The 26,952-nt window shown below is 64.3% G+C and carries 21 protein-coding genes; 14 read left to right on the forward strand and 7 right to left on the reverse strand.

The genetic code is table 11. From position 1 onward, the window contains the following. Positions 1–70 precede the first annotated feature (70 nt). A complete protein-coding gene (locus tag CG716_RS25575; protein WP_094483941.1) occupies positions 71–517 on the forward strand; it encodes an MmpS family transport accessory protein in 447 nt (148 codons plus the stop codon). After that, positions 514–3,390: an MMPL/RND family transporter gene (locus tag CG716_RS25580; RefSeq protein WP_094483942.1), complete on the forward strand. Its 2,877-nt coding sequence runs from the start codon at positions 514–516 to the stop codon at positions 3,388–3,390. The genes CG716_RS25575 and CG716_RS25580 overlap by 4 nt, the downstream gene beginning before the upstream one ends. Before the next feature lie 6 nt (positions 3,391–3,396). Here the strand turns inward: CG716_RS25580 and CG716_RS25585 are convergent, their stop codons facing one another. Together CG716_RS25585 and CG716_RS25590 are read right to left on the reverse strand one after the other, a co-directional pair. Next, on the reverse strand, positions 3,397–3,876 hold the full coding sequence (locus CG716_RS25585) for a hypothetical protein (protein ID WP_094483943.1): 480 nt from the start codon (positions 3,874–3,876) through the stop codon (positions 3,397–3,399). A 91-nt stretch (positions 3,877–3,967) separates the two neighbouring features. Continuing rightward, positions 3,968–6,088, reverse strand: a complete 2,121-nt coding sequence (locus tag CG716_RS25590) for an EAL domain-containing protein (protein WP_094483944.1) — start codon at positions 6,086–6,088, stop codon at positions 3,968–3,970. 114 nt (positions 6,089–6,202) lie between these two features. On the opposite strand from CG716_RS25590, the gene CG716_RS25595 reads away from it, so the two are divergent. The 7 genes from CG716_RS25595 (at position 6,203) to CG716_RS25625 (ending at position 17,670) form a co-directional block, all read left to right on the forward strand. Then, positions 6,203–7,372 (forward strand): MFS transporter, encoded by a 1,170-nt coding sequence (locus tag CG716_RS25595; protein WP_234818031.1) that lies wholly within the window; start codon positions 6,203–6,205, stop codon positions 7,370–7,372. An 88-nt stretch (positions 7,373–7,460) separates the two neighbouring features. After that, complete coding sequence (locus tag CG716_RS30545) at positions 7,461–8,324, forward strand: universal stress protein (protein WP_207760777.1); 864 nt, start codon at positions 7,461–7,463, stop codon at positions 8,322–8,324. Positions 8,325–8,329: 5 nt separating this feature from the next. Next, a complete protein-coding gene (locus CG716_RS25605; protein ID WP_207760778.1) occupies positions 8,330–9,733 on the forward strand; it encodes an APC family permease in 1,404 nt (467 codons plus the stop codon). 88 nt (positions 9,734–9,821) lie between these two features. Further along, positions 9,822–12,506 carry a two-component system response regulator gene (locus CG716_RS25610; RefSeq protein ID WP_234818032.1) on the forward strand — a complete coding sequence of 895 codons (2,685 nt, stop codon included), beginning with the start codon at positions 9,822–9,824 and terminating at the stop codon, positions 12,504–12,506. 59 nt (positions 12,507–12,565) lie between these two features. Next, a complete protein-coding gene (locus tag CG716_RS25615) occupies positions 12,566–16,204 on the forward strand; it encodes a response regulator (RefSeq protein ID WP_165774301.1) in 3,639 nt (1,212 codons plus the stop codon). Then, the gene (locus CG716_RS25620) at positions 16,197–17,066 is read left to right on the forward strand and encodes a CheR family methyltransferase (RefSeq protein WP_094483950.1); all 870 of its coding nucleotides are present in this window, start codon (positions 16,197–16,199) and stop codon (positions 17,064–17,066) included. The genes CG716_RS25615 and CG716_RS25620 overlap by 8 nt, the downstream gene beginning before the upstream one ends. Beyond that, positions 17,053–17,670: a chemotaxis protein CheB gene (locus tag CG716_RS25625; RefSeq protein ID WP_094483951.1), complete on the forward strand. Its 618-nt coding sequence runs from the start codon at positions 17,053–17,055 to the stop codon at positions 17,668–17,670. Before CG716_RS25620 ends, CG716_RS25625 begins: the two co-directional genes overlap by 14 nt. Here CG716_RS25625 and CG716_RS25630 read toward each other — a convergent pair. Further along, entirely contained in the window at positions 17,663–18,697 is a 1,035-nt protein-coding gene (locus CG716_RS25630; RefSeq protein ID WP_094483962.1) for a fused (3R)-hydroxyacyl-ACP dehydratase subunits HadA/HadB, read from the reverse strand. The two genes, CG716_RS25625 and CG716_RS25630, sit on opposite strands and share 8 nt — an antisense overlap. A 135-nt stretch (positions 18,698–18,832) precedes the next feature. On the opposite strand from CG716_RS25630, the gene CG716_RS25635 reads away from it, so the two are divergent. Both CG716_RS25635 and CG716_RS25640 read left to right on the forward strand, forming a co-directional pair. Continuing rightward, the gene (locus CG716_RS25635; RefSeq protein WP_094483952.1) at positions 18,833–19,723 is read left to right on the forward strand and encodes a DUF732 domain-containing protein; all 891 of its coding nucleotides are present in this window, start codon (positions 18,833–18,835) and stop codon (positions 19,721–19,723) included. Between the two features lie 73 nt (positions 19,724–19,796). Next, positions 19,797–20,474: an SDR family oxidoreductase gene (locus CG716_RS25640; RefSeq protein WP_094483953.1), complete on the forward strand. Its 678-nt coding sequence runs from the start codon at positions 19,797–19,799 to the stop codon at positions 20,472–20,474. On the opposite strand, the gene CG716_RS25645 is transcribed toward CG716_RS25640, so the two are convergent. The 3 genes from CG716_RS25645 to CG716_RS25655 are packed head-to-tail and all read right to left on the reverse strand — an operon-like array spanning position 20,471 to position 24,344. Then, positions 20,471–21,676 carry an FAD-dependent monooxygenase gene (locus tag CG716_RS25645; RefSeq protein ID WP_094483954.1) on the reverse strand — a complete coding sequence of 402 codons (1,206 nt, stop codon included), beginning with the start codon at positions 21,674–21,676 and terminating at the stop codon, positions 20,471–20,473. The two genes, CG716_RS25640 and CG716_RS25645, sit on opposite strands and share 4 nt — an antisense overlap. 27 nt (positions 21,677–21,703) lie before the next feature. Next, a complete protein-coding gene (locus tag CG716_RS25650) occupies positions 21,704–23,350 on the reverse strand; it encodes a peptide chain release factor 3 (protein WP_094483955.1) in 1,647 nt (548 codons plus the stop codon). A 58-nt stretch (positions 23,351–23,408) separates the two neighbouring features. Next, on the reverse strand, positions 23,409–24,344 hold the full coding sequence (locus tag CG716_RS25655) for a C39 family peptidase (protein ID WP_234818033.1): 936 nt from the start codon (positions 24,342–24,344) through the stop codon (positions 23,409–23,411). Between CG716_RS25655 and CG716_RS30915 the strand changes: the two genes are divergently transcribed. Next, positions 24,322–24,693 (forward strand): hypothetical protein, encoded by a 372-nt coding sequence (locus CG716_RS30915; protein WP_234818034.1) that lies wholly within the window; start codon positions 24,322–24,324, stop codon positions 24,691–24,693. The genes CG716_RS25655 and CG716_RS30915 overlap by 23 nt on opposite strands. Before the next feature lie 45 nt (positions 24,694–24,738). On the opposite strand, the gene CG716_RS25660 is transcribed toward CG716_RS30915, so the two are convergent. Beyond that, positions 24,739–25,614 (reverse strand): C39 family peptidase, encoded by an 876-nt coding sequence (locus tag CG716_RS25660; protein WP_234818035.1) that lies wholly within the window; start codon positions 25,612–25,614, stop codon positions 24,739–24,741. Here CG716_RS25660 and CG716_RS30920 point away from each other — a divergent pair. After that, a complete protein-coding gene (locus tag CG716_RS30920) occupies positions 25,607–25,945 on the forward strand; it encodes a hypothetical protein (RefSeq protein WP_234818036.1) in 339 nt (112 codons plus the stop codon). The two genes, CG716_RS25660 and CG716_RS30920, sit on opposite strands and share 8 nt — an antisense overlap. A 227-nt stretch (positions 25,946–26,172) precedes the next feature. Continuing rightward, positions 26,173–26,616 carry a hypothetical protein gene (locus CG716_RS25665; RefSeq protein WP_133067022.1) on the forward strand — a complete coding sequence of 148 codons (444 nt, stop codon included), beginning with the start codon at positions 26,173–26,175 and terminating at the stop codon, positions 26,614–26,616. The last annotated feature ends 336 nt before the right edge of the window (positions 26,617–26,952 follow it).

Genomic DNA, 26,952 nt, shown 5'->3' on the forward strand with positions numbered 1-26,952 from the left:
TAGTTGATTAGCCGCCCTACAGATATTTCGTTGCCGTCAGCGCCTGTCGCCGCTCATGAAAGGGTCACGGATGCAGCGGGTTTCGATCGGACGCCGGCTTAGTAAACGCTGGATGCTGCTGGTCGCGGTGGTGGTGATCGCGGTCGCCGGCTTCGCGGTGTACCGCCTGCACGGCATCTTCGGCTCCCACGACGTGACGTCCACGCCGAGCGGCTCGGGCAACGACATTGTCCCGTTCAACCCGAAGCACGTGGTCATGGAGGTTTTCGGCCCGCCGGGCACCATCGCGACCATCACCTACACCGACGTGAACGCCCAACCGCAGCGCGCCGACAACGTCACCCTGCCGTGGGCCTACGACACCACCACCACCCAGCCTGCGGTCTTCGTCAATGTCTCGGCCCAAGGGGACAGTGATTCGATCGGCTGCCGTATCAAGATCGATGACGCCGTCAAAGACGAGCGAACGGTGAACACCCTGAACGCCTTCACCTACTGCCTGGACAAGTCCGGATGAACCAGCGGGTTCCAGACTTCATCCGACGCTTTTCGGTGCTGATCGCCCTGTTCTGGCTCAGCCTGGCAGTGCTCACCAACGTCTTCGTGCCTCAGCTGGAGACCGTCGCCGAAAAGCACAACGTGTCCCTGAGCCCGCAGGACTCGCCGTCGCTAGTAGCCGCCAAGCGCATCGGCAAGGTGTTCGGCGAGTTCGACTCCGACAGCTCGGCGATGATCGTGCTGGAAGGCGACCAACCGCTCGGCGCCGACGCCCACCACTACTACGACGGCCTGATCAAGAAGCTGCAGCAGGACACCAAGCACGTCGAGCACATCCAGGACTTCTGGGGCGATCCACTGACGGCTGCCGGCTCGCAGAGCGCCGACGGCAAGGCCGCCCTGGTCCAGCTGTACCTCGCCGGCAATCAGGGTGAGTCGCTGGCCAACGAATCCGTCGACTCGATCCGCGACATCGTCAACAAGACCCCTCCGCCACCGGGCCTCAAGGTGTATGTCACCGGTGCCGCGCCCCTGGTCACCGACCAGTTCGAGGTGGGCCGTCACGGCACGCTGAAAACCACCCTGATCACCCTCGGGGTGATCGCGGTGATGCTGTTCTTCCTATACCGGCGCCTCACCACCGTGTTCTTCGTCATCTTCACGGTGATGATCGAGCTGACCGCATCCCGCGGCTCGGTGGCGGTGCTCGCCAACGCCGGCATCATCGAACTGTCGACGTATTCGACGAACCTGTTGACGCTCTTGGTGATTGCCGCAGGCACCGACTATGCGATCTTCCTTCTCGGCCGCTTTCATGAAGCGCGACACGCCGGACAGGACCGCGTTTCGGCCTACAACTCGATGTACCACGGCACCGCGCACATCATCTTGGGCTCGGGCCTGACGATCGCCGGCGCGGTGTTGTGTCTGGTGTTCACCCGGCTGCCGTACTTCAACAGCCTCGGTGTCCCAGCCGGTATCGGTGTGCTCGTCGCCGTGGTGGCGGCGCTGACATTGGCGCCCGCGTTGCTGATCATCGGCCGCCACTTCGGCCTTTTCGATCCGGCCCGGCCCATGCGCACCAGGGGCTGGCGGCGGATCGGCACTGCCGTCGTGCGCTGGCCGGGTCCGGTCCTGGCGGTGACGGTCGGCATCGCTCTCATCGGCCTGCTCGCGCTGCCGGCCTACAAGACGAGCTATGACGCCCGCGGATACATGCCCGCCGGCTCTCCGGCCAACGTCGGCTACACGGCCGCCGAACGCCACTTCTCCCAGGCGCGGCTCAACCCCGAGTTGTTGATGATCGAATCTGACCACGATCTGCGCAACTCCGCCGACATGATCCTGCTGGAGCGCGTCGCCAAAGCGGTCTTTCACACTGAAGGCATCGCGCAGGTGCAGGCCATTACCCGTCCGCTGGGCACGCCGCTAGACCACACCTCGATACCGTTCCAGATCAGTGCCGGCAGCCTCGGGCAGATCAACAATCTGCCGTTCCAGGAGGCCCGCGGCGCCGACCTGCTCAAGCAGGTGGACGTGATCAACACGTCGATCGACGTCCTGCGCCAGCAGTACGCGTTGCAGCAACAGTCCAGCGAAGTCACCGACGAGCAGACCAAGGCATTCGCGGACACCGTCCGCACCGCTCAGGACCTGCGCGACAAGATCGCCAACTTCGACGATTTCTTCCGGCCGCTGCGCAGCTATTTCTATTGGGAGCCACACTGTTTCGACATCCCGGCCTGCGCTGCGCTGCGCTCGCTGTTCGACGCGCTCGACGGCATTGACGCGCTGACCGACCAACTGGGCAACGTGGCTGGCAGCATCGCGAAACTCGACCAGCTGCAGCCGAAATTGCTCGCGCTGATTCCGCCGCAGATCGACAGCCAGCAGACCAACCGCGATCTGGTGCTGACCAACTACGCCACCACGACAGGCATCAACGATCAGGCCCAGGCCGCACTGCAGAACTCGACCGCGCTGGGCCAGGCTTTCGACGCGTCGAAGACCGACGACTCGTTCTACCTACCGCCGGAAGCCTTCACCAACTCCGAATTCGTGCGCGGCGAGAAGTTGTTCATGTCCCCGGACGGCCATGCCGCCAGGATGATCATCACCCACGACGGTGATCCCGCCACGCCCGAAGGCATTGCGCACATCGATGCGATCCGGCATGCCGCGCAGGAAGCCGTCAAGGGCACGCCGCTGGGCGGCTCGAAGATCTACCTCGCCGGAACGGCGGCCACGTACAAGGACATTCAGGACGGCGCCACCTACGACCTGATGATTGCGGGCATCGCGGCGATGAGCCTGATCCTGCTCGTCATGATGTTCATCACCCGCAGCATCGTGGCCGCGTTTGTGATCGTGGGTACCGTGGCGCTGTCGTTGGGCGCCTCGTTCGGCCTCTCGGTGCTGATATGGCAGGACATCTTTGGGATCCATCTGTTCTGGATCGTGTTGGCACTGGCCGTCATTCTGTTGCTGGCGGTGGGCTCGGACTACAACCTGCTGCTGATCTCCCGGTTCAAGGAGGAGATTCACGCCGGCTTGAACACCGGCATCATCCGGGCGATGGCCGGCTCCGGCGCGGTGGTGACTGCGGCCGGTCTGGTGTTCGCCGCGACCATGGCCTCGTTCATCTTCGCCGACTTGCGGATTCTAGGTCAGATCGGCACCACGATCGCCCTGGGACTGCTCTTCGACACGTTGATCGTGCGGTCCTTCATGACCCCGGCCGTCGCGGCCATGCTTGGCCGGTGGTTCTGGTGGCCGCTGAAGGTGCGCCCTCGCCCCGCCAGCTCGATGCTTCGGCCTTATGGCACACGGCAATCGGTGCGTCAGCTATTGCTGTGGGAAGATGGCGACACCGTCACCAATACGCCGAAGTGACGAAAGTCAGGCGCTACCAACGGTAGCGAGCTCTTCGGTGGGCTCCGCCTCCAACACCGGGATGTCCTGCAGCTTGCGCTTCATGCCCGCGACCCGGCGCAGCTGAGCGGCAATGTTCATCGACGTCAGCATCGGGATGCCACCGATGAACGTGCGGAACGAGGGGTTCCCGCCGTCGAGGTGGAGCATGAAGAGGCAGCCCACCACATAGAAGAACCCGATGGTGAACAGCGCGGCGGGTATGGCGTAGGCGAGCGGCGATCGAGCGTCGGCCACCAGTTCGCTTGCGTAGTCGAATTCGTCCTGCGTCAGCGGCTCGCGCTTACGGATCTTGGCCAGCACCGCCTTGTGGGCGCCCACCTGTTCACCCATCGGATGTGAGGTCCGGCGCTCCATCCGGCCGATGTACACGAATACGCATGTCGCGAAGACGAACTCCATCAAGCCGGCGAAGACGGTGAGATCACCCCAGGGTCCGAGATTCACGTAGGCGCTCCTCTGATCAGTGTGTGCCTCTTAAAACGCTACCTGATCTAAGTAATCTTCCCGCATCTCACAGGAACCGGGCAGGTTCATGTCAGGCGGGGGCCTCGTTGCGGTGCTGGCGCTTCTCGTGCATGGCGTGATCAGCCTGGTCGAGCACGGTGTCGATCGAGCGCCCGTCACCTGGGCGATGAGCCGCGTAGCCGATCGTCAGCCCGACCGGAACCTGCGAACCGTCGCCGAGGGTGACCGGCTTGTTGTCCAGGTCGTCCGCGATCAGGTCGGCCAGACGCGCCAACTCCGCGTCATCGACAGAGTGGGTGATCACCAGGAACTCGTCACCACCCCATCGGGCCACCATGCCGTCATCGCAGACAGCGGTGCGTAGGCGGTGCGCCACCTCTACCAGCAGGCGATCCCCGGCGCGGTGGCCATGGTGATCGTTGAACGCCTTGAACCGTTCGATGTCGCAGAACAGCACGCCGTAGCCCGCTCCGCCGGCTTCGAGGTGTTCCAGCCGGCCCCACCCCGCCGACCGATTGGCGATCGCGGTCAGTGGGTCGGTGGCAGCCTGACGGGCCAGATCGGCCTCACGAATCCGGTCGGCAGTCACATCGACGATTTGGGATACGAAGTAGCGCGGCTTGTCCCGTGGTGCGTGCACGATGGCGACGGTGAGGGCGCCCCACACGATCCGGCCGTCGGCGGCGATGTAGCGCTTGTCCATGCGATACGAGCGTCGACGCCCCTCAAGGCATTCCGTGAGCAACGCCACGTCGGCGTCCAGGTCGTCAGGGTGAGTGATCTCCTGGAAGGTGAGTTCGGCCAGCTCCCACTTGCTGTAGCCGAGCATGGCTCGCAGTGCCCGGTTGGTCCGCAGGAACGTGCCGTCCAATCCGACGACGGCCATACCGATGGGCGAGTGCGCGAGCGCCAGTTCGAAACGCCGCTCACCGAGCAGGTCGACTTCCGCGCGCATGAGGTCGGCGGGCTCAGCGGTGACACTGGCCGGCTCGAACCCGTGGCCCAGGGGCTGCGGGCGGTTGAGGTAAAAGCCTTGAACCGCAGTGATACCCACAGCACTGACGGCATCGAGTTCGCCTTGGTTCTCGACCCCCTCGGCGATCACGGTCGCGCCCATCTGCCCGGCGAGCTCGGCGATGGCGTGCGCCAGTCGCCGTCTGGCGTCGTCGACATCGATATTGCGGGTGATCGATTGGTCGATCTTGACGAATTCCGGGGTCAGCTCGAGCACGTGGGAGAACGAGGAGAAGCCGGCACCGACGTCATCGACCGCGATTCGCACACCTCGCGTCCGGCACGGCTCCAGTGCCTCGTCGAGTGCGCTGTAGTCCAGCACGGCGGTGTGTTCGGTGAGCTCCAGCACGATTCGCGACGGGTCCACGTCGGCGAGCAGCCGAGCCCATGGGGCGACGAGTGCCGCCCCCGGCGAGATGTTGACCGCGACGAAGATCTCGTCGGGGATCTGCGACACCATCGAGAGAACTCGCGTGAGGATCGCGAGCTCCAACTCCAGCCCGAGGCCCAACAGTGCCGACTGGGCAAGGAAGGCGTCGGGGCGAAACGGCGCATGCGGAAAACGGGCCAGCGCCTCCACACCCATCACCTTGCCGGATGCCACTTCGTGGACTGGCTGGAACACAATTTCGAAGTCGCGTTGGGACACGACTTTTCGGATTGCTTCGCGTTGGGCCGCGGTGGTGCTCGCGCTGGTGCCCGGGGATTCGATCAGTGTCCCGATGAGTTCGGCCACTTGCTTGACGAGGCGCAGGTCGATATCGGCGAGGTACGGCTTGGCTTCTCGGCTGACGGCGCACACCATCCCCAGCGTCATGCCGGTGGGGCTCAGTACCGGCACACCCACGTAGGCGCCCAGCCCCCACTCACCGGTGACTGGGAGTGCGGCGGTGGTTAGGTTGCCGGTCGTGTCGGGGATGATCGCGGGCAGCCGCCCGTCGACGACCCGCACACAGTACGAATCCGCCAGTGAGGCTCGGTCACCACTGGATAGATCCACCGCGAGCGCATCGCCGTCGAGCACCTCGAAAACTTGCACTCCGTCGCGAAAGGACGACAACCACGCGGTGTCCAGACCCAGCTGGCTTCGCAGGAGACCCAGAAGGGTGCGGACCAGTTCTACGGGAATTCCTGGCCCGTCGTTGGAGAGAGGCTCGCCTGCCCCCTCGAACCGCATAGCCACTAGTAGACCGCACGACTACCGAACGTGCATAGGAATGCAGGGGTCGATACGACTGTTCGGATGTGGGTGACTGTGGCGACTACAGGGCAGCAATCGCGGGTAAAAGCTGTGCTGCCCGCGGTCTTGATTGTGCTGTTCGCCACCGGGTGGGCGGCGAACCACTTCACCGCCCTGCTGCCGGTGCTGGCTCAACGGAACGGATTGGGCCGGACCGCGCTTGATGGTGCGTTCGGCATTTATGCGGTCGGCCTGCTTCCCGGTCTGCTGGGTGGCGGAACCTTGTCCGACCGGTGGGGCCGCCGACCGCTGCTGCTGACCGGTGCTGCGGTTGCGGGCCTGGGAAACTTCGCGCTGCTGTGCTGGCATGACCAGACCGGAATCTTCGTCGGCCGGCTCATCGTCGGCGCGGGTGTCGGGGTCGCGATGAGCGCAGGCACCGCGTGGAGCGCCGATATCGGCGGCGGATCGGGTTCGGTGCTGGCCGGCGTGTCATTGAGTGCCGGATTCGGTTGTGGCCCGGTCACTTCCGCGCTGGTGGAACAGTTCACCTCGGCGCCGGTTCATGTGCCGTTCGCCATCTCGGTCACACTCTCAGCCGCCGCGGTGTTCGCCGGTGTGTTTCTGGCCCGCACACCTGAGCCGGCCGGCTGGCCGGCAGCAGGCCCAGCCGCTGACGCCGACCGTGGGCAGGGTGTCGCGGCCGCGCTGGGCGCGGCGTTGCCATTGGCGGTGTGGGTGTTCGCCAGTGCGACGGTTGCGATGGTCACGATGGTCGAGCGCATGCATTACCGCTTCAACGGTCCGTTGCTGCCGGGTTTGGCCGCCGCGTTGACGCTGACGTCGGGTGTCGCCATTCAGATGGTCGCCCGGCGGTGGGGCTGGGGCCCTCTTGCCGGCGCCGCCGGTGCAGTGGCGGCCGCGATCGGATACGGCACCGTCGCCACCGCCGGCGCGACACCGTCACTGGCCGTGTTCGTCACCGTCGCGGTCGTATTGGGAATCGCCTACGGTCTGTGCCTGCGGCAGGGTCTGGTCGACGTGGAAACCAAGTCGCCGCCCGCGCTGCGGGGAACGTTGACCGGTGTGTTCTGGGCCGTCACCTACCTCGGTTTCGGGCTGCCCGTGTTGTTGGTCACCATCGAGCCCGCGGTCGGTATCACCGCGCCGCTGGTCGTGCTCAGTGTCGTGGCGGCCGCCGCGGCCATGCTGCGCGCTGCGCGGGAGATCTCGGCGAAACGCGCTTCTGCACATACCGTTCCGGATCGAACGGCTGTGTAGACCCCCCGGCGGGCATAGAGTCGGCGCTTCAGCTAATTTGACGGCAGCGAACGGGCGCGCCGCGCTACGGCTGAAGAAACGGAACGCAGTGAAACTGCTCATCGGATACCTGGCCACCCCTGGCGGCGCCGACGCATTGACGCTGGGTGTGCGGTTGGCCAGAACCTTCGGCGCCGAGCTGGAGATTTGTGCGGTACTTCCGGTGCCGGTTCCCCTGAACACGGAATACCAGGAGGAACTGGGCGAGCAGGCAGAGCAGTGGCTCCGCGAAGCGCTGGACTGTGTGCCCGACGACCTCGCTGCACACACCCACGTGAGCTTCCGCGAGTCGTTCGCCGAGGGAATCAGCCAAGAAGCCGAACGGTTGGGCGCGGCGGCCATCGTGGTCGGCGGATCCGGCGGCGGTCTGGCCGGTGGATTCTCCCTGGGCTCGGTCGTCAACGAACTGCTGCATTCGGCGCCGGTCCCGGTGGCTGTCGCACCGCGGGGCATCCGGCACTCGGACGTCGACCGAATCCGCAGCGTCACGTGTGCTGTCGGCATGCGCCCGGGCGCCGACGATCTTCTGGCCACCGCGGTGCGGATCAGCAGTGCGGCCGGATGCCCGTTGCGGCTGGTGTCGCTGGTGCCCTTGGACCAGTACGGCTCCCGCAACGAGGTCAGCGCAGAGGCGGTTCGGCAACAAGCAGTCGATCACGCCGCTGCAACGCTGGCCGCTGCGAGGTCCTCGCTGCCGGAGGGCTTTCCGGTCACGGTGGTGGTCGCCGACGGCGCGACAGTCGAGGCGGCTGTGGAGAAACTCGACTGGCGCGACGGCGATCTCATCATGGTCGGCTCCAGCCGGCTGGCTCAACCGAGACGGCTGTTCCTCGGCTCGACCGCGGCGAAGATGCTGCGCGTATTGCACGTCCCGCTTGTCGTCGTTCCCAGCCCCGACGCCCCAGGAAGGTAAAACCCTTGTCTGAGAGCACTTCCCCGTCCACATCGCACCTGTCCAGGTCGCTGGGCCTGTGGGCAATCGTCGGCCTGGGTCTGGGTTACATGACTCCCATGACGGTCTTCGACACGTTCGGGATCGTCTCGGGGGAAACGGACGGGGTGGTGCCGCTGGCCTACATTGTCGCCCTGATCGCCATGGTGTTCACCGCGATCAGTTACGGCCGGATGACCCGCGTCTACCCGTCGGCGGGGTCGGCGTACACCTACGCGTCTGAGACGATCCATCCGAACTTCGGCTTCCTGGTCGGCTGGTCCTCGTTGTTGGACTACCTGTTGCTGCCCATGGTGAACGCGGTCATCGCGCGCATCTACTTCGAGTCGTTCTTCCCGTCGGCACCGTCGTGGCTTTTCGTCGTCGCCTACGTCGGCGGGATCACCGCGCTGAATTACCTGAGCATGAAGGGGACGTCGCGAGTCAACGGCATCCTTGTCGTCTTCCAGGTGGTGCTCATCGGCGCGTTTCTGGTCCTCGCGACGATGGCGCTGAGCAAGGGCGTCGGCCACGGCACGATCTTCACTCTCGATCCTTTCGTCCACGACGGTGTCCAGATGCAGGCGGTGATCGCCGGCGCGACCGTTGTGTGCTTCTCGTTCATCGGATTCGACGCGATCACGATGTACGCCGAGGAAGCCAAATCGCCGGACGTCGTGCCCAGGGCGATCGTGCTGGCGTTGCTCATCGGTGGCGCCATCTTCTTCATCGCGGGCTGGTTCGCCCAGTCGGTGTTCCCGACACTCGACGGTTTCGAAGTCACCGACGACACGCTGCCCGAGATAGCGCTGAAGGTTGGCGGCATGCTGTTCAAGGTCTTCTTCGTATCAGCAGCCCTGGCCGCCGTCGTCGCGTCGAGCCTCGCCTCGCACGCCAGTGTGGCGCGGATGATCTACGTGATGGGCCGCAACGGGAAAGGGCGATTCGGCCGGTTCCTGTCCCACATCGACCCGCGATTCCTCACCCCGACCCATGCCGTCCTCATCGTCGGCATCGTGTCGCTGCTAGCGGTGAAATTCACCCTCGAGTTCGCTTCGTCGATGATCAACTTCGGTGCCCTGATCGCGTTCACCGTGGTGAATCTGACCATTATCGTGTTCTTCGCGTTCCGCTTGAAGCGGCGGCGCACTCCGAAAGAGATCTTCACCAACATCGTGCTGCCGGCAATCGGGATGTTCCTGACCGGCGCGCTCTGGGTCAACCTGCACTTCGACGCGCTGTTGTACGGCGGGATCTGGTTCGCGATCGGGGTCGCGGTACTGCTCTATCTGACCAAGTTGTTCCGCGAGCCGCTGACGATGCGTATCGAGGAAGAGACGCTGGCCGAGGAAGGCACGCCGGTCATCCACATCAAACACGGTCAGGAGTGACCTTTTCGATCACCGTCCGTACACGGGCTGACCAGGGCACACTGGGGGCAAATTGTTCGCGCGTGGAGGCCTGGAGGTGGAAGTCGGCGTGGTGGTTCCGGAAGTGGTGCGGCAGGGATCACCATTCCCTGCGCTGACGGAACCCGCTGCGCGGACGCCGCCCGCGACGATCGAGAGCACACAGACAGTCTTGGTGGTCGACGACGATGCGCGACTGCGCGACGTGCTCTGCACGGTGCTGACCCCGCTGGGCTGCGAGATCGTCCAGGCGGGGTCCGGAGAAGAAGCGCTCACCGCCCTGCTCCTGCGCAAGGCCGCGGTGATCGTGCTGGACGTCAACATGCCAGGGATGGACGGGTTCGAGACTGCACAGCTGATCCGGGAAGCCGGCGAGTTCACGTCCACGCCGATCATCTTTCTCACCGGCCAGTCGGACGCGAACGACCCCCATCGCGGGTACGACCTGGGTGCGGTTGACTTCCTGCTCAAACCGGTCTCGCATCGGGTGCTCTTCGCGAAAGTCAAAGCACTGCTGGAGCTGGACCAGTCGTTTGCCCGGCTACGGATCGAGGCGGCCCACCTCCACGAACAACAGCTACAGGTGGCACGCTCCGCGGAGATCCGGCAACGGGACGAGATGATCTACGCGCGCCGGCGTGAGCGGCTGGGGAACGTCTTCGCCGCGGTGAGTCTGGATCTGGCCGACCTGGAGAAGGCCATCGTCACCGAGATGAGCCAGGTGTTCGACGCGGATTGCCTTCTGCGCGTGCAACTTCCCGGCAGTGATTGGCACGATACATTTTCCCACCCGGAATCGGGGCGGATGCCGGACATGCAAGCGTGGCTCGGCGAACCGGACGACAGAACTCGCAGGGCGACGTATCAGGTGGTGGTCGTCGAGGAGTTGATCGCTCGGGGCCAGCGCGTTGGCGTGCTCTGCCTCGGTCGAGCGGGTGCCCTGCCCATCTCGGAGACCGAAGGCGCGCAGTTCCGCGGGTCATGTGTGGCGGCCGCGTTGGCGATTTCCAATGCGCTGCTTTTTCGGGTCCAGGCCGAGTATGCCGCCGTTATGCAGGCCACTGCCGATGCGATCCTCGCCGTCGACGCATCCGGTGCCATCCGTAGTTGCAACAAAGCTGCGACCGCTCTGTTCAGTGACCACTCCGATACGTTGATCGGCCGGTCGATCGTGGACCTTGCCGTATCCGCTCACCGGCAGCGGTTGCGTGAGCAGTTGGATACCACCTTGTCGACACATCAAGAGGTATCGCTGGAGATGACGCTGGCGGCTAACGACGGCCGCCCCATCGAAGTCCTGATCACGTTGTCACCGATCGGCGATTCCGTCGACCTGAACGTGGCAGTCGTGGTCCACGACTTGACCGAGATCAAACAAGCCCAGCTGGTCATCAGCCATCTCGCCAGTCATGACGCGCTGACCGACCTGGCCAATCGACGGCAGCTCAACGATCGGCTTGCGGAGCTTGCGCGCCAGCAGGACGGTGGGAAGCTGGCCGCCCTGGTGTACATGGACGTGAACAAGTTCAAGGCGGTCAACGACACCTACGGGCACGACACCGGGGACGAACTGCTGGTCGAAGTGGCTGCGCGACTGCAGTCGGCGATACGCAGCGACGACGCCCTGGCATGCCGAATCGGCGGCGATGAATTCATCGTCCTGTTGGAAAATGTGCCGTCGGCGAGCGCAGCCGTCTCGGCGGGAAACCGGATTCTGGAACGGGTCCAGTCACAGCCCGTGCGGTGTAAGGAAGCGACACTGCGCCCGTCGCTGAGCATGGGTATTGCGTGCCTCGGTGCGACTGCTCATACGCCGGAGGAGTTGCTGTCTCAGGCCGATATGGCGATGTTCGAAGCGAAGAAGAACCGACTGGATCAGTGTGTGCTCTACACCGATCTGATCGGGTCCCGCCACCAGGGCCAGGTGGATCGGCGAGCGGAGTTGTCCGGCGCCATCGTGCGGTCGGAATTCCGAATGGTGTACCAGCCGATCGTAAACGCAGCCACCGGAGCCCTTTTCGGTCTTGAAGCGTTGGTTCGGTGGCGGGTTGGTGACGAAGAGATGCCGGCGCGGGAGATCATCGCTTTGGCCGAAAGCGGCGGACAGATAGGTCCATTGGGTCGATGGATCGTCACACGCAGCCTGGAGGACTACGCGTCCCTGGGGCGAAGTGACCTGAAACTACACGTGAACCTCTCACCGGTTCAGGTGCTCGACGCCAGCTTCCTCGACCACCTGATCGGCGCTCAGGAGGACAATCAGATCGCGCCGGAGAGCGTTTGTCTGGAACTCACCGAGCGAACGTTCAACGGCGATCCCGCGCCTGCACGCGCGGTGTTGCGCCGTGCCCGGGATATCGGATTCCGCTTGGCAATACAGGATTTTGGCGTCGAGTACGCCAGCATGACAAATCTGCTGCATGTCCCCGTCGATTGGTTGAAGATCGATCGTTCCTTCGTCGCAGAGGTCGGCGGAGTCGAACGCGTACAGCGTCTGGTCCGTAGCCAGATCGCCTTGGCGGACTGTATGCAGGTCGACTTGATCGCGTCGGGAGTCGAGAATCAAGAACAGGCTGATTGGCTCAGCGCGGCGGGATGCGCTCTGCAACAAGGCTTCTTGTATGCGCATCCGATCGAGGCGGAACAGCTGACCGCGAGTGTGGAGAACCTCGCGGCATTTTGGGTGAACCACGGGCTGGCTCGAAAGAGCTTGTCCTCAAATTCAATTAACACACGCGAGAGTGGGGATGGATGACCGGTCCCGAGAAAGCGTCGAGGATGTCGCTTCGACAGCTGATTTGGACGTGCGTGGGCATGATCACCGTCGTCTTCGTCGTCGCCATGTCAATCTTTCTCGCCGGACGCTTTACGGTGGCGGACTCGGTGCATGAACTCAGCGCGCGGGTGGTGCCTGCGCAGGACGACGTGGCGGCGTTGAGTAGGGCGTATGTGGACCAGGAGACCGGCCAACGCGGGTTCATGCTCACCGCCAATCCGTCGTTTCTCGATCCCTACAACCAAGGCAAAGCCGAGGTGGATCGGCTAGTCGCCGCGCTCCGTGTCAATCTGGCCGGCGACGTTGAAGGAAACCAGCTGCTGACCGCTGTCGTCGCTGCCGGCGCGGACTGGACCGCCCAAGCCGCCGAACCCCAGATCGCGGCCCGTCGCGCCGGCCCCGTCGCGCCGGATCAGCTCGAGTCGATGACAGTAACGGGCAAGCGCCTGTTCGACGCACTCCGGACGCAACTGTCGGCCCTGCAAGCCCGTGCCGGCCAGCTGATCACGACGCAGCTGGATCGGGTGAATTCCGCGCAGCTAATCGCAAATATCGCCCAAGGCGTAGCGTCCGCCCTGCTGTTTGCCGTCGTGGGTGCCGCTATTTGGTTGTCGCGGCGGCTGCTGACCCGGCCGGTCGACAGCGTACTGAGTGACGTGACCGCGGTCGCCAACGGCGCCTACGATCGACCGATTCGCAGTGCCGGTCCGCGCGAGATCGCTGTGCTCGCCGATGCGGCGGAAACCATGCGCAACAATCTGCACGTCGCGAACGCGAGCCTCGCGGACCAGGCCGCGATGAGCGAAAAGGCGCGCCGTGCCAAGGAGATTCAGGCTCATCTGTTGACCGAGGTGCAGGGTGCGCCGGATCTACCGACCGCGGGCACGACCATCGTTTCGCGTACTGCCGAGGCTGTGGGCGCCAAACATGGCGCACTGTATCTGCGACAGAGCGACGAACGTGGCCGGTTCGCGCTGACCGCCTCGTACGCGTTCCACCGGCGCAAAGATCTACCGAATTCCTTCGGCCTCGGCGACGGCCTCGTCGGCCAATGCGCCTTGGAAGGCACCAGGATCGAGATTACCGACGCTCCTGGCGACTACGTGGAGATCGTCTCGGGCCTGGGCAAGACCGCGCCGGTGTCACTGATGCTCATGCCCATCAAGTTCGAGTCCGAAGTCGTCGGTGTCCTCGAGCTCGCCGGACTGCGACTGTTCTCCGATGACGACATCGAACTGGTGGAGAGCATCGCGCTCGGCGCCGGGGTAGCCATCAGCGCAATCGAGTCGGCGGGGAAGACGGCTGACTTGCTGAAGATGTCGCAGGCACAGACAGAGGAATTGCAGGTCCAGGAAGAGGAGTTACGGGCGGCGAACGACCAGCTGACGCAACGCGAAGATCAGCTTTCGGCACAGAATGCCGAACTGGAGGAGACCACCGAGGAACTGCGCTCACAGCAGGAAGAGCTGCGGGCCAGCTCGGAGCGACTCGAGGCGCAAGCGCAAACGCTGGAGGACAAGAACAGTGAATTGCACCGTCTCAGCGAGACTCTCGAAGCCAAGGCTGAAGAGTTGGCGGTGTCGTCACGGTACAAGTCGGAGTTCCTGGCGAACATGTCGCACGAGCTACGCACCCCGCTCAACAGCATCCTGATCCTGGCGGGCCTGCTTTCCGAGTCGGACGACCCGCTCACCGACAAACAGCAGGAGTTCGCGGAAACCATTCAACAATCCGGAAAGGACCTACTGAACCTCATCGACGAGGTACTCGACCTCGCGAAGGTCGAATCCGGATCGCTGCATTTCGAACGGGAGCCCATCGAGGTCAACGAGCTGGTCGGATTTCTGGAGCGCACCTTCCACCCGATCGCGCAGCACAAGGGCGTGGACTTCTCCGTCGTGGTGGGCGACAACGCCCCGCAACAATTCACCAGCGACAACACGCGGGTGAAACAGATCGCGAAGAATCTGGTGGCCAACGCCATCAAGTTCACCGACAAAGGCTCGGTAACCGTCCAGATCTCCAAAGCAGGTGACACACAAGGAAATCAGGGTGACGGGTACCTTGCCCTGGCTGTGGTCGACACCGGGATCGGCATCGACGAGAAGGACCACAACCTGATCTTCGAGTCCTTCCAGCAGGCGGGTCGCGGCACCACCCGAAAGTACGGCGGCACCGGTCTCGGGTTGGCGATCAGCCGGGAACTGGCACGCAATCTCGGCGGTGAGATCACGCTGCACAGCGCACTCGGGCAGGGATCGACGTTCACCTGCTATCTACCGGTCGAGAGTTCACCGCTTGACGCCGCCGCGCCCGGGATCCCGGTCAGTCCACTGGTTTCCACGCCGGCCGTGCAGCCCAGCACCAACGGGTCCCCGGAGGCGGAGCCCACGGACACCGATGATGCGCTCACCCGCTTTGGCGCCGTGGATACCTCATCGGTCGAGTGGCCCCAGGGAACCAAACCCGTGCTGTTGGTCGTCGAGGACGACTCCACCTTCGCGGGAATGCTGGCCGAGCTGGCCAGAGAAGCGGGATTCGACGTGGTCACCACTGCAAGCGGCCGAATGGCTCTCGCGCTGGCGAAGCAACGCCAACCGGCGGCCATCACCCTGGACATCGGCCTGCCGGATATGGCCGGCTGGGTTGTGCTTGACGTCCTCAAGCACGATTTGGCGACCCGCCACATACCGGTCAACGTCGTTTCGGGCGCCGACGACGACGGTCGCGGCCGTCGAATGGGCGCCATCCAGACCGTGAACAAACCCGCGAACGTCGCCGAGCTTCGTTCGATGTTCACGTCCGTGGCCGAGTTCCTCAAGCCGGGACCACGGCACGTGCTGGTCGCAGAGGACGACGCCAGCCAGCGTCAGGTGGTCCGGCACATGATCGAAAGCGACGATATCGCGATCACGTGTGTCAGCACGGGCGAGCAAGTGCTCGCGGAGCTTGCCGGACCAACGTCCTACGACTGCTTGGTCCTCGACCTCGGGTTGCCCGACATCGACGGGATCGAACTCATCGAGCGCGTGAAGGATCAGCTCAAGCAGAAGAGCCTTCCCGTCATCGTGCACACCGGGCGAGAGTTGACCACTGCCGAGACGAGGCGCCTTGAGGTGCTGGCCTCCGCGATCGTGTTGAAGAACGCCAGATCGCCCGAGCGGCTCTTGGACGAAACAGCCCTGTTCCTCCATCGCGTGGCCAACGACATGCCTATCTCGGCCCGCGAAATCCTTTCCAACCCAAGGCGCATCGACGAATCCCTCGAAGGCAATACCGTCCTGCTCGTCGACGACGACGTCCGGAACGTCTTCTCCCTCGGCAGCGCTTTGAAGCGCTACGGCATCACGGTGATACCCGCCCGCGATGGGCAGGAAGGTCTGGACGCCCTGGCCGCCCATCCGGAGGTCGGGCTGGTGCTGATGGACATCATGATGCCCGTGATGGACGGTTACGAGGCGATGCGCCGGATTCGGGCCGAGGCCCGCTGGCGCACCCTTCCGATCGTCGCGCTCACCGCGAAGGCCATGAAGGGTGACCGCCAGAAATGTTTGGAGGCAGGCGCTTCGGATTACGTCACCAAGCCTGTCGATATGGATCAGCTGACATCTGTGCTCAGGGTGTGGTTGGCAAGCCGGCCGCGAGGGCAGCAGAGGTCGGCAAGCGTCCATGAGTAAGCCCGCCGAAGAGTCCGATCCGGCCCGATCACGGGAGCTCGCTGCGATCGAGGCGGAGGCGTTCTTCTACACGGTGTTCGAACATCTCGGCTACGATTTCCGCCACTACAGTGACGCGTCACGGAACCGGCGGTTGACGGCCTTTGTCGATCGGCACTCCTTGGGCACCATCTCCGAGGCCCAGGGCCGGGTGCTGCGCGACCCGAAACTTCTCACCGAATTCCTCTCGGCAATGACGGTGAATGTCACCGAGATGTTCCGGGATCCAGCGGTATTCGCCAAGATCCGCGCGGAGTTGCTGCCCAGGCTGGCCACCTATCCGCGCATTCGGATCTGGATCGCAGGCTGCGCGACGGGGGAAGAGGCGTATTCCGTTGCGATCCTGCTGGACGAGGCTGGACTGCTGGACCGGTCGACCATCTACGCCACTGATATCGACGGCGATTCGTTACGGGCCGCCGGGTCGGCGATCTATCCGGCCGACGCCATGGTCGGTGCGACCCGGAACTATCAGGGAAGCGGAGGCGAGAGACCGTTCTCCGATTGGTACATCGCCAAGTACGACCGCTGTATTCTCAACCCCGCGCTGCGATCGCGGATCGAGTTTTTCTCGCATAATCTCGCGACCGACAGCGCATTTGGCGAATTCCATCTGGTGCTGTGCCGAAATGTCTTCATCTATTTCGAGGAGACGCTGCAGCGCAGGGTTGAGCGCATCTTCTGGGAAAGCCTGGCGCCCTTCGGCAATCTCGTCCTCGGCCCGCGCGAAGCACTAACCGCCGGCGGCGTGCAATTATTCAAACCACAGGACCGCCGGCTGGGGATCTACGTGAAGAGCCAAAACCAGCATGCCCGGCCCTGACGTCATCGTCATCGGCGGCAGCGCCGGCGGTATCGGCGCGCTGCGGGGCATCTTGAAGACGCTGGGGGACGTCCGCAACAGCGTGGTCGTGGTGGTGCTGCATCGCGCGCCCTACTATGCGGGGCTCGCGGAGGTCCTTCAGAGCTACACTGCGATTCCGGTGCGCGAGCCGGCCACCACCCCGTGGACCTGTCCGCCGGGCGAAGTGACGCTGGCTCCGGCCGGCTACCAACTCTTGGTGGGCAATGACAGACGTCGATCCGAGCAGCCGCAGACTCCGGTCCAACAGTACGAACGCCGCCCCGGTGTGCGCGCCCACCTGACATTGGACGCGCCTGTGCTGTGCTCGCGGCCGTCGCTGGACGTCGCATTCTCGACCGCCGCCGGACTGGCTAATTCAGTTACGGCCGTTCTTCTTTCGTGCGCAAGTGAGGACGGTGCCGCTGGCTGCGAAGCGGTGAAGGCGGCTGGGGGCCGTGTCGTGCTACAGGATCCGGCCAGCTGTGAAGCTGCCATCGCCGTCAACGCGGCGCTGCGGAGGGTGGAGCCAGACCATATCGCGGATCCACCGGGGATCGGGAGATGGCTCGCGGAGCTCAGCTGAAGCGAACGCCCATCGACGCCAGGCCGAAGATCTTCTTGCCGTCGGACTTGGCACCGACAAGCACCACACCCGAACGGGTTTCGGGATCTAGCGATTTGATCTTGCCGGTGAACTCGATGTCGGCACCCTCTTTGGCCGACACGACAGCCGGCTGCGAGAGTCGTACCGCGAACCGGGTGACCGCACCCGGGTCGCCCGACCACGTCGAGTGAAACCCGGCGCCCAAACCCATGGTGAGCATTCCGTGCGCGATCACGTCGGGTAGCCCGGCCAGCTTGGCGATGTCCTCGTCCCAGTGAATCGGGTTCGCGTCACCGGCCACACCGGCGTAGTTCACCAGGTCGCCGCGGGAGAGCCGGGTGTGGTGCACGCCGATCTCGTCACCGACATTCACGGAGTCGAACGACGGTGTGCCCGGCGCCCGGGTGGTACCGCCCTGCGAGATCCGGATTTCGCCCTCGGGCCGCACCTCTTTGTCGTATGCGGCATCCGAGCCCGGAATGTCGAGGATGTTCATGTCGTGCATCATCGCCTTCTGCACGGCCGCCTTGACCCCGGCATCGATGTCCTCACCGGTGACGCCGACGACGGTGGTGTGCAGGGTGTGCACCCGCTCGCCGCTGCTGATGTCGGTGAAGGTGTTGGTGACGGTGATGAAGTCCCGGCCCGCGGTCCGGCGAACCGATGTCAGCTCGACGTCGATGAGCAATTCGTCGCCGGCCACGATCGGGCGGTGCTGCTCAAAGACTTCCTCGGTCTGCAGGTAGGTGTCGTAGCCGACGACGATCTCTTCGAACATCCGGCGGTTGCACTGCATGCCCGGCGCCGAGGTGAACGTGAGCGGCGCGATCACATCTGAGTAGCCCAGGTCGGCCGCGGCGGCGACATCCCAGTGTGCGGGGTGGTAGTCCTGCACAGCGCGGGCATATTCGCGCAGCTTCTCGCGGCCGACGAGGTAGGTGCCGTCCATCTGGTAGTAGTGGCCGACCCGCGCTTCAAGTGGCGACGTCTCTGCTGGTGCAGTCATGAATGTGCTCATCTTTTCTATCGGCTGGTTCGCTGAAGCCGACCAAAGCACACTAACGCGCGCACACCAGAGGAATACACGCCGATACGATTCGGCTGTCCAGAATCGACCAGCGTACGGCGGTTGGGGTGAGCAATGACCGGTGCGCCGACGGCCTGCCCCTATTGCGGGGCTGACCTCGACGTCGCTGGCACGTGCGCGCGCTGCGGGGGCGTGACGACGCCGATCGCCTTGACGGGGTGGCGGCCCGACCCCACCGCTCGCTATGAGGGCCGTTATTACGTGGCAGGGCGGCCCTCCAATCGGGTGCGCAATGGCCGGACCGAATCCAACGACCCGGCGGGCGGTCAGATGCTGCCGGCCTACGTCGAAGTACCCGTTACGCGATCGAGCATTCGGTCGACGTGGCTGGCGACCGGCGTCACCACCGCGGTCATCGTCATGGTCGGCGCCGTGGTTGCGGCCCTGCTGTGGTCACACCACCGGCCGGCGCCGTCGCCCGATATCGGATATGTCCAGGCACTGGAAACCGCGGGGCTGATGAACCAGTTCACCTCGGAGGCCAATGCGGTGGCCCATGGACACGACGTGTGCACGCAGCTCGAACACGGCGGGCCGCAGCAGGGATTACTGGCCGACAAGATCGCCGTCGACACGTTCTGCCCGCAATTCAACCAGGGCTTCCGAATCCTCGAATCAGCAAAGATATCAGGGGTCTTCGTGCTGACCGACAGTATGGGCACGGGTGCGATCGTCACCGACGGCGGCTCGTGCCACGGGACGGACGGATACGCAGACATCGGTACCAGCACTCCGGTGACCGTGAAGAACGGCAAGGGCGAGATCCTCACCACGACGTCGCTGGGTCAAGGGACGGTGAATGGTGCCAACTGCACGTTCTCGTTCACGTTCTCCATCACCGAGGGTCAGGATCGCTATGTCGTGTCGATCGGCCGGCGAGGAGACTTCAGCTACAGCTTCGAAGAACTTCAAGGTCACGGCGTCCAGATCCGACTGGGCCACTAACCTGGGTCTGGTGGAATTAACCCAGACTCCTTAAGGTTGTGACCAGCGACATCCTCAGAAAAGGAGTACTTCGATGACAAAGCAGATTACCGCGCTGGTAACCGGCGCTAATCGCGGGTTGGGACGGCAGTTCGCTGCCGAGCTGGTATCACGCGGGGCCAAGGTGTACGCGGCGGCCCGCCGGCCGGAAACCGTCGACGTGCCGGGTGTGGTGCCGATCCAGCTGGACATCACCGACCCCGAGTCGGTACATGCCGCGGCCGCCGTCGCGGGCGATATCACGGTGCTGGTGAACAACGCCGGTGTCTCCACGCAGGCGGATCTGCTGACCGGGCCGATGGACGACATCCGTCTGGAGATGGAGACGCACTACTTCGGAACGCTCAACGTCATCCGGGAGTTCGTGCCGATTATCGAGAAGAACGGCGGAGGTGCCGTCCTCGACGTCTTGTCGGTGCTTTCGTGGTACCACGCGCCCGAGTTCGGCGCCTACTCCGCGGCCAAGGCCGCTGGTTGGGCGATGACCGATGCTCTGCGAACTGAGCTTGCGCCCAAGGGAATTCACGTCGCCGCCCTTCATGTCGGCTTCATGGACACCGACATGGCCAGCTTCGTCCCCGATGACCAGAAGATCTCCCCGGCGGTGGTGGCGAAGCAGGCCGTCGAAGGACTGCTCGGCGGTCGAGCCGAGATTCTGGCCGACGACCTGTCGCGGCAGGTGAAGGCGGGTTTGGCCACTGCCAACAGCTAGCTCACCGGCGGGTAGTCGGGCAGGCGAAGACGGTCGGCGGCGCCGCTGGTAAAGCGGTTGCCGAGCGCCTTCATGGTGGCCTGGCCGACCGGACTGGCGACGACCCGGGCGGCCAGGCGTACTCCGTGGATGCCGGCGCGGGTTCGGGGGTTCGCTCGCCTCAACATGCTGCGCCGCATGATGGGTGATGCATCGACGACGTGTGCGCGCATGAACTGTTCGTAGCGTGCGAGGGCGGTGCCGGTGTCGTCGGAGCACGACAGTTCGCCGGCCAGGACGTAGGCCCCGATCATTGCGAGGCTGGTCCCGCCGCCCCCGAAGGTCCCCGGACAGAATGCGGCGTCGCCAAGCAGTGTGACGCGCCCCTTGCTCCAGGTTGGTGCGAGCATGGTGCCGACTGCCGAGAAATACAGCGAACGACGCTGGTCGAAGTCGGCGAGGATGCGCGGGGCCAAACCACCGACATCGGCGAAGGTCTTTCGCAGGATCGCGACCTGATCCTCCTGTCGCAGGTCGTCGAGCCCGTGTACGTCCGACATAAAGGTCAACATGGCGCGGGTGGTGCCGAGGTTGTCCGGTCGCACGTGGACGGAACGGGAGCCGGGCACGTGCTGCCAGCCCCACCACTGGTCATCGGAGTCTCGACGCGGCAGCGTCGCGTAGGCGATGTACATTCCCAGGTCCTCGGCTTCGGTGGCCGTGACATAGCGCCGCGAACGCGAATGTAGCCCCTCAGCGATGACGACAAGGTCGGCGTCGATCGTCACACCGTCCTGCAGGCCCACGGTGACGTGATCGCCGTGGTCGGTGAGATCGGCTATCTGGGAATTGAATCGATAGTCGGTCGCACTGTCGGTGCGCTCGATCAGGATCCGGGACAGCTCTCCGCGCAAGATCTCGAATTCGGCTGTCGGCCCGTCGGTTTCCCCGGTGGCACTCATCGGGAACGAGGCGACCGGGGACCCGTCGTCGCCCAAGAAATGCATCCCGACTTCGCCGGTATTGGCCGCGCGAATGGCATCCTCGATGCCCATACGGCGCGCGACTTCGCGGGCTGCGCCGCGGACGTCGATGTTCTGCCCCTCGTCACGACGCGCAGGGAAGCGCTCGATCACGGTGGCTTGCCATCCGCGTTCGGTCAGGTGGTGGGCGAGCGTGGGGCCGGCGATCCCGGCTCCGGAGATGACAGCGTGGCGACTCATGTCCCACCAACCTAGCGGGGAACAGCCTCAGTCGTCGCCGGCGGCCACCAGTGGCCGCAACCGCACAGCAGGGTTGTCCTCCTGGAATCCCTGCAGCCGCCACTTGGTGGTGAACAACGCCAACATGACGCCATCGGTTCGGGTGAGGACCTCCATCGAGACCTGCTTCTCGACGAACGCCGCGTCATCGGGGTCGACGGCACGGGCCACTGTGTAGGGCAGCCCCTCCAACGAGATCGGTGCGTTGAACTCGGTGGCCATCCGATGACTGGTGACCTCGAACTGCAACGGACCGACGGCGGCGAGTACGGGTGCCTGATCGCCGCGCCGGTTCGAGCGCAGAACCTGCACCACGCCTTCCTGCTCGAGTTGCTCGATGCCTTTGCGGAATTGCTTGTGCTTACTCGGGTCGGTGCCACGGGCGACGGAGAAGTGCTCGGGGGAGAAGCTCGGTATCGGCGGGAACTGCACGGGAACGTCGCGGTAGAGGGTGTCGCCGGGGCGCAGTGTCGCAGCGTTCGCCAGGCCGATCACATCGCCAGGCCACGCGTTGTCCAGTGTCGAGCGTTGTTGGCCGAACACCGACTGCGCGTACTTGGTGACGAACGGCTTGCCGGTCGCGGCATGGGTGAGGACATCGCCACGTTCGAATGTCCCCGAGCACACCCGGGCGTAGGCGATGCGGTCGCGGTGGGCGGAGTCCATGCCCGCCTGGACTTTGAAGACGAATGCGCTGAACGGCGCGGCGACCGGCCGCACGTTGCCGTCGACGTCGGCCTGTCCGCTGGGTGGAGGTGCGAGCCGGACCAGGTTGTCCAGGAGCTGGTTCACCCCGAAATTCAATGCGGCCGAGGTGAACAGGACAGGCGTCGTGACACCTTGCAGGAAGAGTTCCTGATCGTGGTCGCCGTCGTCAGACGAGAGCAGTTCGCATTCCTCGACCGCGTTTTCCCAGTCGATTCCAGCGGCGTCGTGGGCACGCTCCGGTGTGATGTGCTCCTCGGGTGCCGCAGTGGCACCACCGGCCGTGCGGGTGAAGCGAATGAAGTTGCCGGTGCGGCGATCAAGGACGCCTTTGAAGTCGCCGGCGATGCCGACCGGCCACGTCAGCGGGGTGGGTTTGAGCCCGATGCGTTCGTGAATCTCGTCGAGGAGCTCCAGGGCGTGACGGCCGGGGCGGTCCCACTTGTTGATCACGGTGAGGATTGGGAGGCCGCGGTGCTTGCACACCTGAAACAGCTTGAGCGTCTGCGGTTCCAGACCCTTGGCCGCGTCGATAAGCATGACGGCGCAGTCGACGGCGCTGAGCACTCGGTAGGTGTCTTCGGAGAAGTCGGCGTGCCCAGGGGTGTCGAGCAGGTTGATAACGCAATCTTGACCCTCGGGCGAGTGGTAAGGGAACTGCAGTGCCGTCGACGTGATCGAAATGCCCCTGGCCTGCTCCATCTCCATCCAGTCCGACACCGTCGCGCGCCGCCCGGCCTTGCCGTGGATGGCACCGGCCTGAGTGATGATCCTGGCGTGCAGGACCAGCGCCTCGGTGAGTGTCGATTTACCGGCGTCGGGGTGGCTGATGACGGCGAACGTCCGCCTGCGGCTGGCTTCGGCCGCCAGACGGGTCGCCGCAGCAGTGCCGGTGGAGGGCGTGCGGGTATCCAGGTCGTGATCGCTCATTGCGTCGTCGATGGTATTTGCCGCCGAGGGAAAACCTCTAATCGTGCGGGCGTGCTGCTCAGGCCGCGATCGTGGCGTTCGCGGCCGGAGCGACGTAAGCCGTGATGGTCTGGTAGTCGTTGGGCGCCCAGGCGCTCATGAAAACCGACAGCTTTATGGCGATGCCTTTGCCATCCGCGAATGCGCTGTCGTTGACGTACACGACGTTGTTGACCGTGTCGATGCCCAAGACGGTGATGGCGTGATTGGCCGAGACGACCCCGCCCGGCGCGGCGCGTCCCCAGGCGATGTTGGCATTGACGGTCACGATCACCGAATCGCCGGCGGTCAGCGCTGCCTTCAAGTTGTCGAGCGCGGTAGTGCCCTGGCCCTTTGAGTACTGGGTTGATGTCGCCGTGATGCCGTGATTCTCCAGCAGCTGCAGAGCGTCTGCGTACTTGACGTAGGTGTCGGCCGCGGGGTCGTAGATCATCGTGCCGGGAGTCACGGAGCTCGGCGTGGTTGCCGCCTCGTTGGTGATCTGCGCTGCGGTCGGCATCGCTTCGGCACCCAGCAGCTGCCCGATCACCATGGCCGTCGACATCAGGACACACCGGTTGGTCTGGCCCTGGAAAAGGAAGTAGGCCTCTTTATCGGCCGGATTGCCGATGAGTCCGGGCGTATCGTCCGCCGGGATGTCCGGATTCACCGGCGGCCGGTAGGGACCGACGATGGCATCGAGGTCGTAGCGCAGGGTGGTCAGGTTCTCCTGGATGCCCTCGATCTGGTGTTTGACCAGCAGTTCGATGTTCTCGCGCAGGGTGTCGAGATTGCGGCGCGCGGCGTCGAGACCGGCCACGATGGCCTGCTGCACTTCAGCCGGGGTGGGAAGCCGATTGGCTGGAGTCTGTTTGGCCGCGGCGCTGGTCGTGGTGGCGTCGCTTACCGCCGCGCTCAGAGTGGTGACCGTGGCCGCGCCGGCGGGAGCCGCCGTGCGATTGCTGCGCAGTTGCACGACCGGCGCCGAGAAGGACTTCGGCTTGGCTGACGTGCCGGTCGAGTCCGCCGTCGCGGACCTATGCGTGCGGGCACTCGACGCGGAAGAACTGCTCGTCGAGGTGTGGCCCGAGTCATCGGGTGTTGCCGAAGCCACCGCGGCACTCACCCCCGAGGCGATCAGCAAACCAGCTCCGGCCGCGAATACGAATGTCGTGATTCGCCCAGCTCGTTTCAAGGAAGTCATGCTTGGCTCCCGCGTACTTCGCCACGAATTGACATTCTCGGCGCTCGCGATATCGGCGTATCGCCGTAGTTCAGCGCTGGGCCTGATGCTCGAGCGCGCATTCCGGGGTTCAGCCAGTTAACGGCGTACGGAGCGTTACCGGCGCGATGTGCGTATCGGGACGCGGTCATGCGGCGAGGGTCGCATCGGTGGCTTGTGCTGTGACAGGGGCCAATTCGACAATGATGGCGGTGTAACGGCTGGCCTGCCAGGCGTCGAGGAAGTCTTCGATCGACATCGTCAGATTCTGGCCCTGCGGATTCGCCCCGTCGTTGAGGTACACGAGATTCTTGGTGATGTTGATCCCGAGTAGTACCGCCTGATGCTCGGTGGTCCAGGTCCCCTGATCCGCATCACCGGTGGTGACAACCGTCCCGTTGATGCTCACGATTACCGATTTGCCTTGCGACAGTGCGCTTTCGACCGTGTCCAGGGCTCGCTGCTCCTGGGACTTGGTGTAGTAGACGGTCGTCACCTTGAGGCCGTGGTTTTCCATCAGCTGGACCGCGTCGCTTGCCCACACCCAATCGCCGGTGCCGGGGCCCAGGTACATGGCTCTTCCCGGCCTGGCCACGCTGTCGGTGTTCATCGCTTCGTCGACGATGCTTTGCGCGGTCACGGTTTGGCCGGTGAGCGCGCTGATCACCATCGCCGCGGCCATCAGGTTTGCCGTTTGCGCGCCTTGGACCGCCCAGTACTGGGCATTCGCCAGGTTCCCGTAGATGATCTGCTTGTTGGGGTTGAAGATGCGCTCCAGGTCAATGCGCAGGACGACCAGATTGTCCTGGAAACCGATGATCTGATTCTGGATGAGGGTCTGGATCTTCTCGCGAAGGTCGTCGAGCCTGCGACGAGCCGTATCGAGTCCTGCCGTGATGGCTTGCTGCACCTGGTCCGGAGTCGGCAGTGCGGCAGCTCGTTTGGCGGTGGCCTGCTTGCGGGATGCGGTGGGTGTGATGGTGTTCTCGCCGGCCGCCGACGTTGGCGCCGTCAGCGTGCTCACCGCGGATGGGCTGGCCGCAGTCGTCGTGCGCGTGGTCTGCAGTCGCACCGCCGGCGCCGCGGCGTCGCTGCCGGTACTGACCGCTGGGGTTGCCGCGGGCTTCGCTGAGGTGCCGGTCGCTGATCGGTGCGAACGAGCCGTCGATGATGTGGAGCTGGATGCCGGAGAGCTGCTGGCCGAGCCGTGCCCCGAGTCGTCGGGAGCCGCTGAGGCTACCGCGGTTCCGGCTCCGGAGGCGATCAGCAAACCGGCACCGACCGACAGGCCGAACATCGTGATTCGCCCAGCCCGGTTAATGGAAGTCACGCCGGCCCCTGCCCACGATCACTGAGGAAGAATTAACGAGGCTGACGATAGCGGCTGAATGCGGATTTCGTCGAGGATAGATCGCGATAGCTGCGGATGCCGCGTCCTCACTACTGGTTAACAGATCAACCGGATCCGGAGCCACCAGGCGATCCTGTCTGGATGCTCATAACCGGTTCAAATCTGCCGCAGGGGCTCCGCATAACCGTCGTTCCTACGCTCACGTCAATAGCGCTGTCGGAGGTGGACCAGATGACGACGCAATGGTCACAGTGGCGCAGGATCGACCAGGGTTTGCAAGTGCTGGCTGCGGGGGTGGCCCTCGTGGCTCTCGTTGCGGCAGGAGCACAGACCAGTCACCCCATGGAGCCGAAACCCATTGCTGGAGTGCGTGTTTTGCTGGCTGATACTGCGTGCGACACGACTCAGCAGGATGAGGACGATGCCGAGGAGCAGGACGCGCAGCAGCAGCAGCAGCAGGACGAGGAACAACAGGCCGAGCAGGAACAGCAGGACCAGGACGAACTGCAACAAGAGCTCAACACCCAGCAGATGTTGCAGGACGAACAGCAGACACAGGAAGCCGAGCAGCAGGCCGAAGTCGAGAACGAACAAGCCGAGCAGCAAGCCGAGCAGGACGAGCAGCAAGCGCTGCTCGACGAGCAAGAGGCGCAGCTGTCCGTGCCGGGGAACTAATCCGGCACGTGGCGGGCCGCTTCCTGGGCCAACTGGACGCGCGAGGACACCGCAAGGACACCGCGAGTTTGGTGCGGCGAGATAACAGCCGTGACGCAATGTCCTTGTTGGACAAGCCTTCACGCTACCTGCCAGAGCCTGTCGCACTTTGCCGAGCCGATGTCGCCGCGAGGCGCTCCACTGCCTCGGGCAACCCAAGATATCCCTCCGTGCACCGTGGTGCCGATCCAACTCAGCAGAGGGCACTGATCGGACGGGATTAACGGGGGGTGAACGGTTGGTGTTGGCGTCGCTGGTGGGGGGTGGCGCTGCTAGCATCCGGGCTGTTGGGGCCTG

Source organism: Mycolicibacterium sphagni (genome assembly GCF_002250655.1).
GTDB lineage: Bacteria > Actinomycetota > Actinomycetes > Mycobacteriales > Mycobacteriaceae > Mycobacterium > Mycobacterium sphagni.

What these genes read in the sequence shown, in the direction of transcription:
- CG716_RS25665 (WP_133067022.1), top strand. Translation starts at nt 26,173, where the DNA reads ATGACGACGCAATGGTCACAGTGGCGCAGGATCGACCAGGGTTTGCAA.
- CG716_RS25640 (WP_094483953.1), top strand. Translation starts at nt 19,797, where the DNA reads ATGACAAAGCAGATTACCGCGCTGGTAACCGGCGCTAATCGCGGGTTG.
- CG716_RS25625 (WP_094483951.1), top strand. Translation starts at nt 17,053, where the DNA reads ATGCCCGGCCCTGACGTCATCGTCATCGGCGGCAGCGCCGGCGGTATC.
- CG716_RS25650 (WP_094483955.1), bottom strand. Translation starts at nt 23,350, where the DNA reads ATGAGCGATCACGACCTGGATACCCGCACGCCCTCCACCGGCACTGCT.
- CG716_RS25620 (WP_094483950.1), top strand. Translation starts at nt 16,197, where the DNA reads ATGAGTAAGCCCGCCGAAGAGTCCGATCCGGCCCGATCACGGGAGCTC.
- CG716_RS25630 (WP_094483962.1), bottom strand. Translation starts at nt 18,697, where the DNA reads ATGACTGCACCAGCAGAGACGTCGCCACTTGAAGCGCGGGTCGGCCAC.
- CG716_RS25580 (WP_094483942.1), top strand. Translation starts at nt 514, where the DNA reads ATGAACCAGCGGGTTCCAGACTTCATCCGACGCTTTTCGGTGCTGATC.
- CG716_RS25635 (WP_094483952.1), top strand. Translation starts at nt 18,833, where the DNA reads ATGACCGGTGCGCCGACGGCCTGCCCCTATTGCGGGGCTGACCTCGAC.
- CG716_RS25615 (WP_165774301.1), top strand. Translation starts at nt 12,566, where the DNA reads ATGATCACCGTCGTCTTCGTCGTCGCCATGTCAATCTTTCTCGCCGGA.
- CG716_RS25590 (WP_094483944.1), bottom strand. Translation starts at nt 6,088, where the DNA reads ATGCGGTTCGAGGGGGCAGGCGAGCCTCTCTCCAACGACGGGCCAGGA.
- CG716_RS25645 (WP_094483954.1), bottom strand. Translation starts at nt 21,676, where the DNA reads ATGAGTCGCCACGCTGTCATCTCCGGAGCCGGGATCGCCGGCCCCACG.
- CG716_RS25575 (WP_094483941.1), top strand. Translation starts at nt 71, where the DNA reads ATGCAGCGGGTTTCGATCGGACGCCGGCTTAGTAAACGCTGGATGCTG.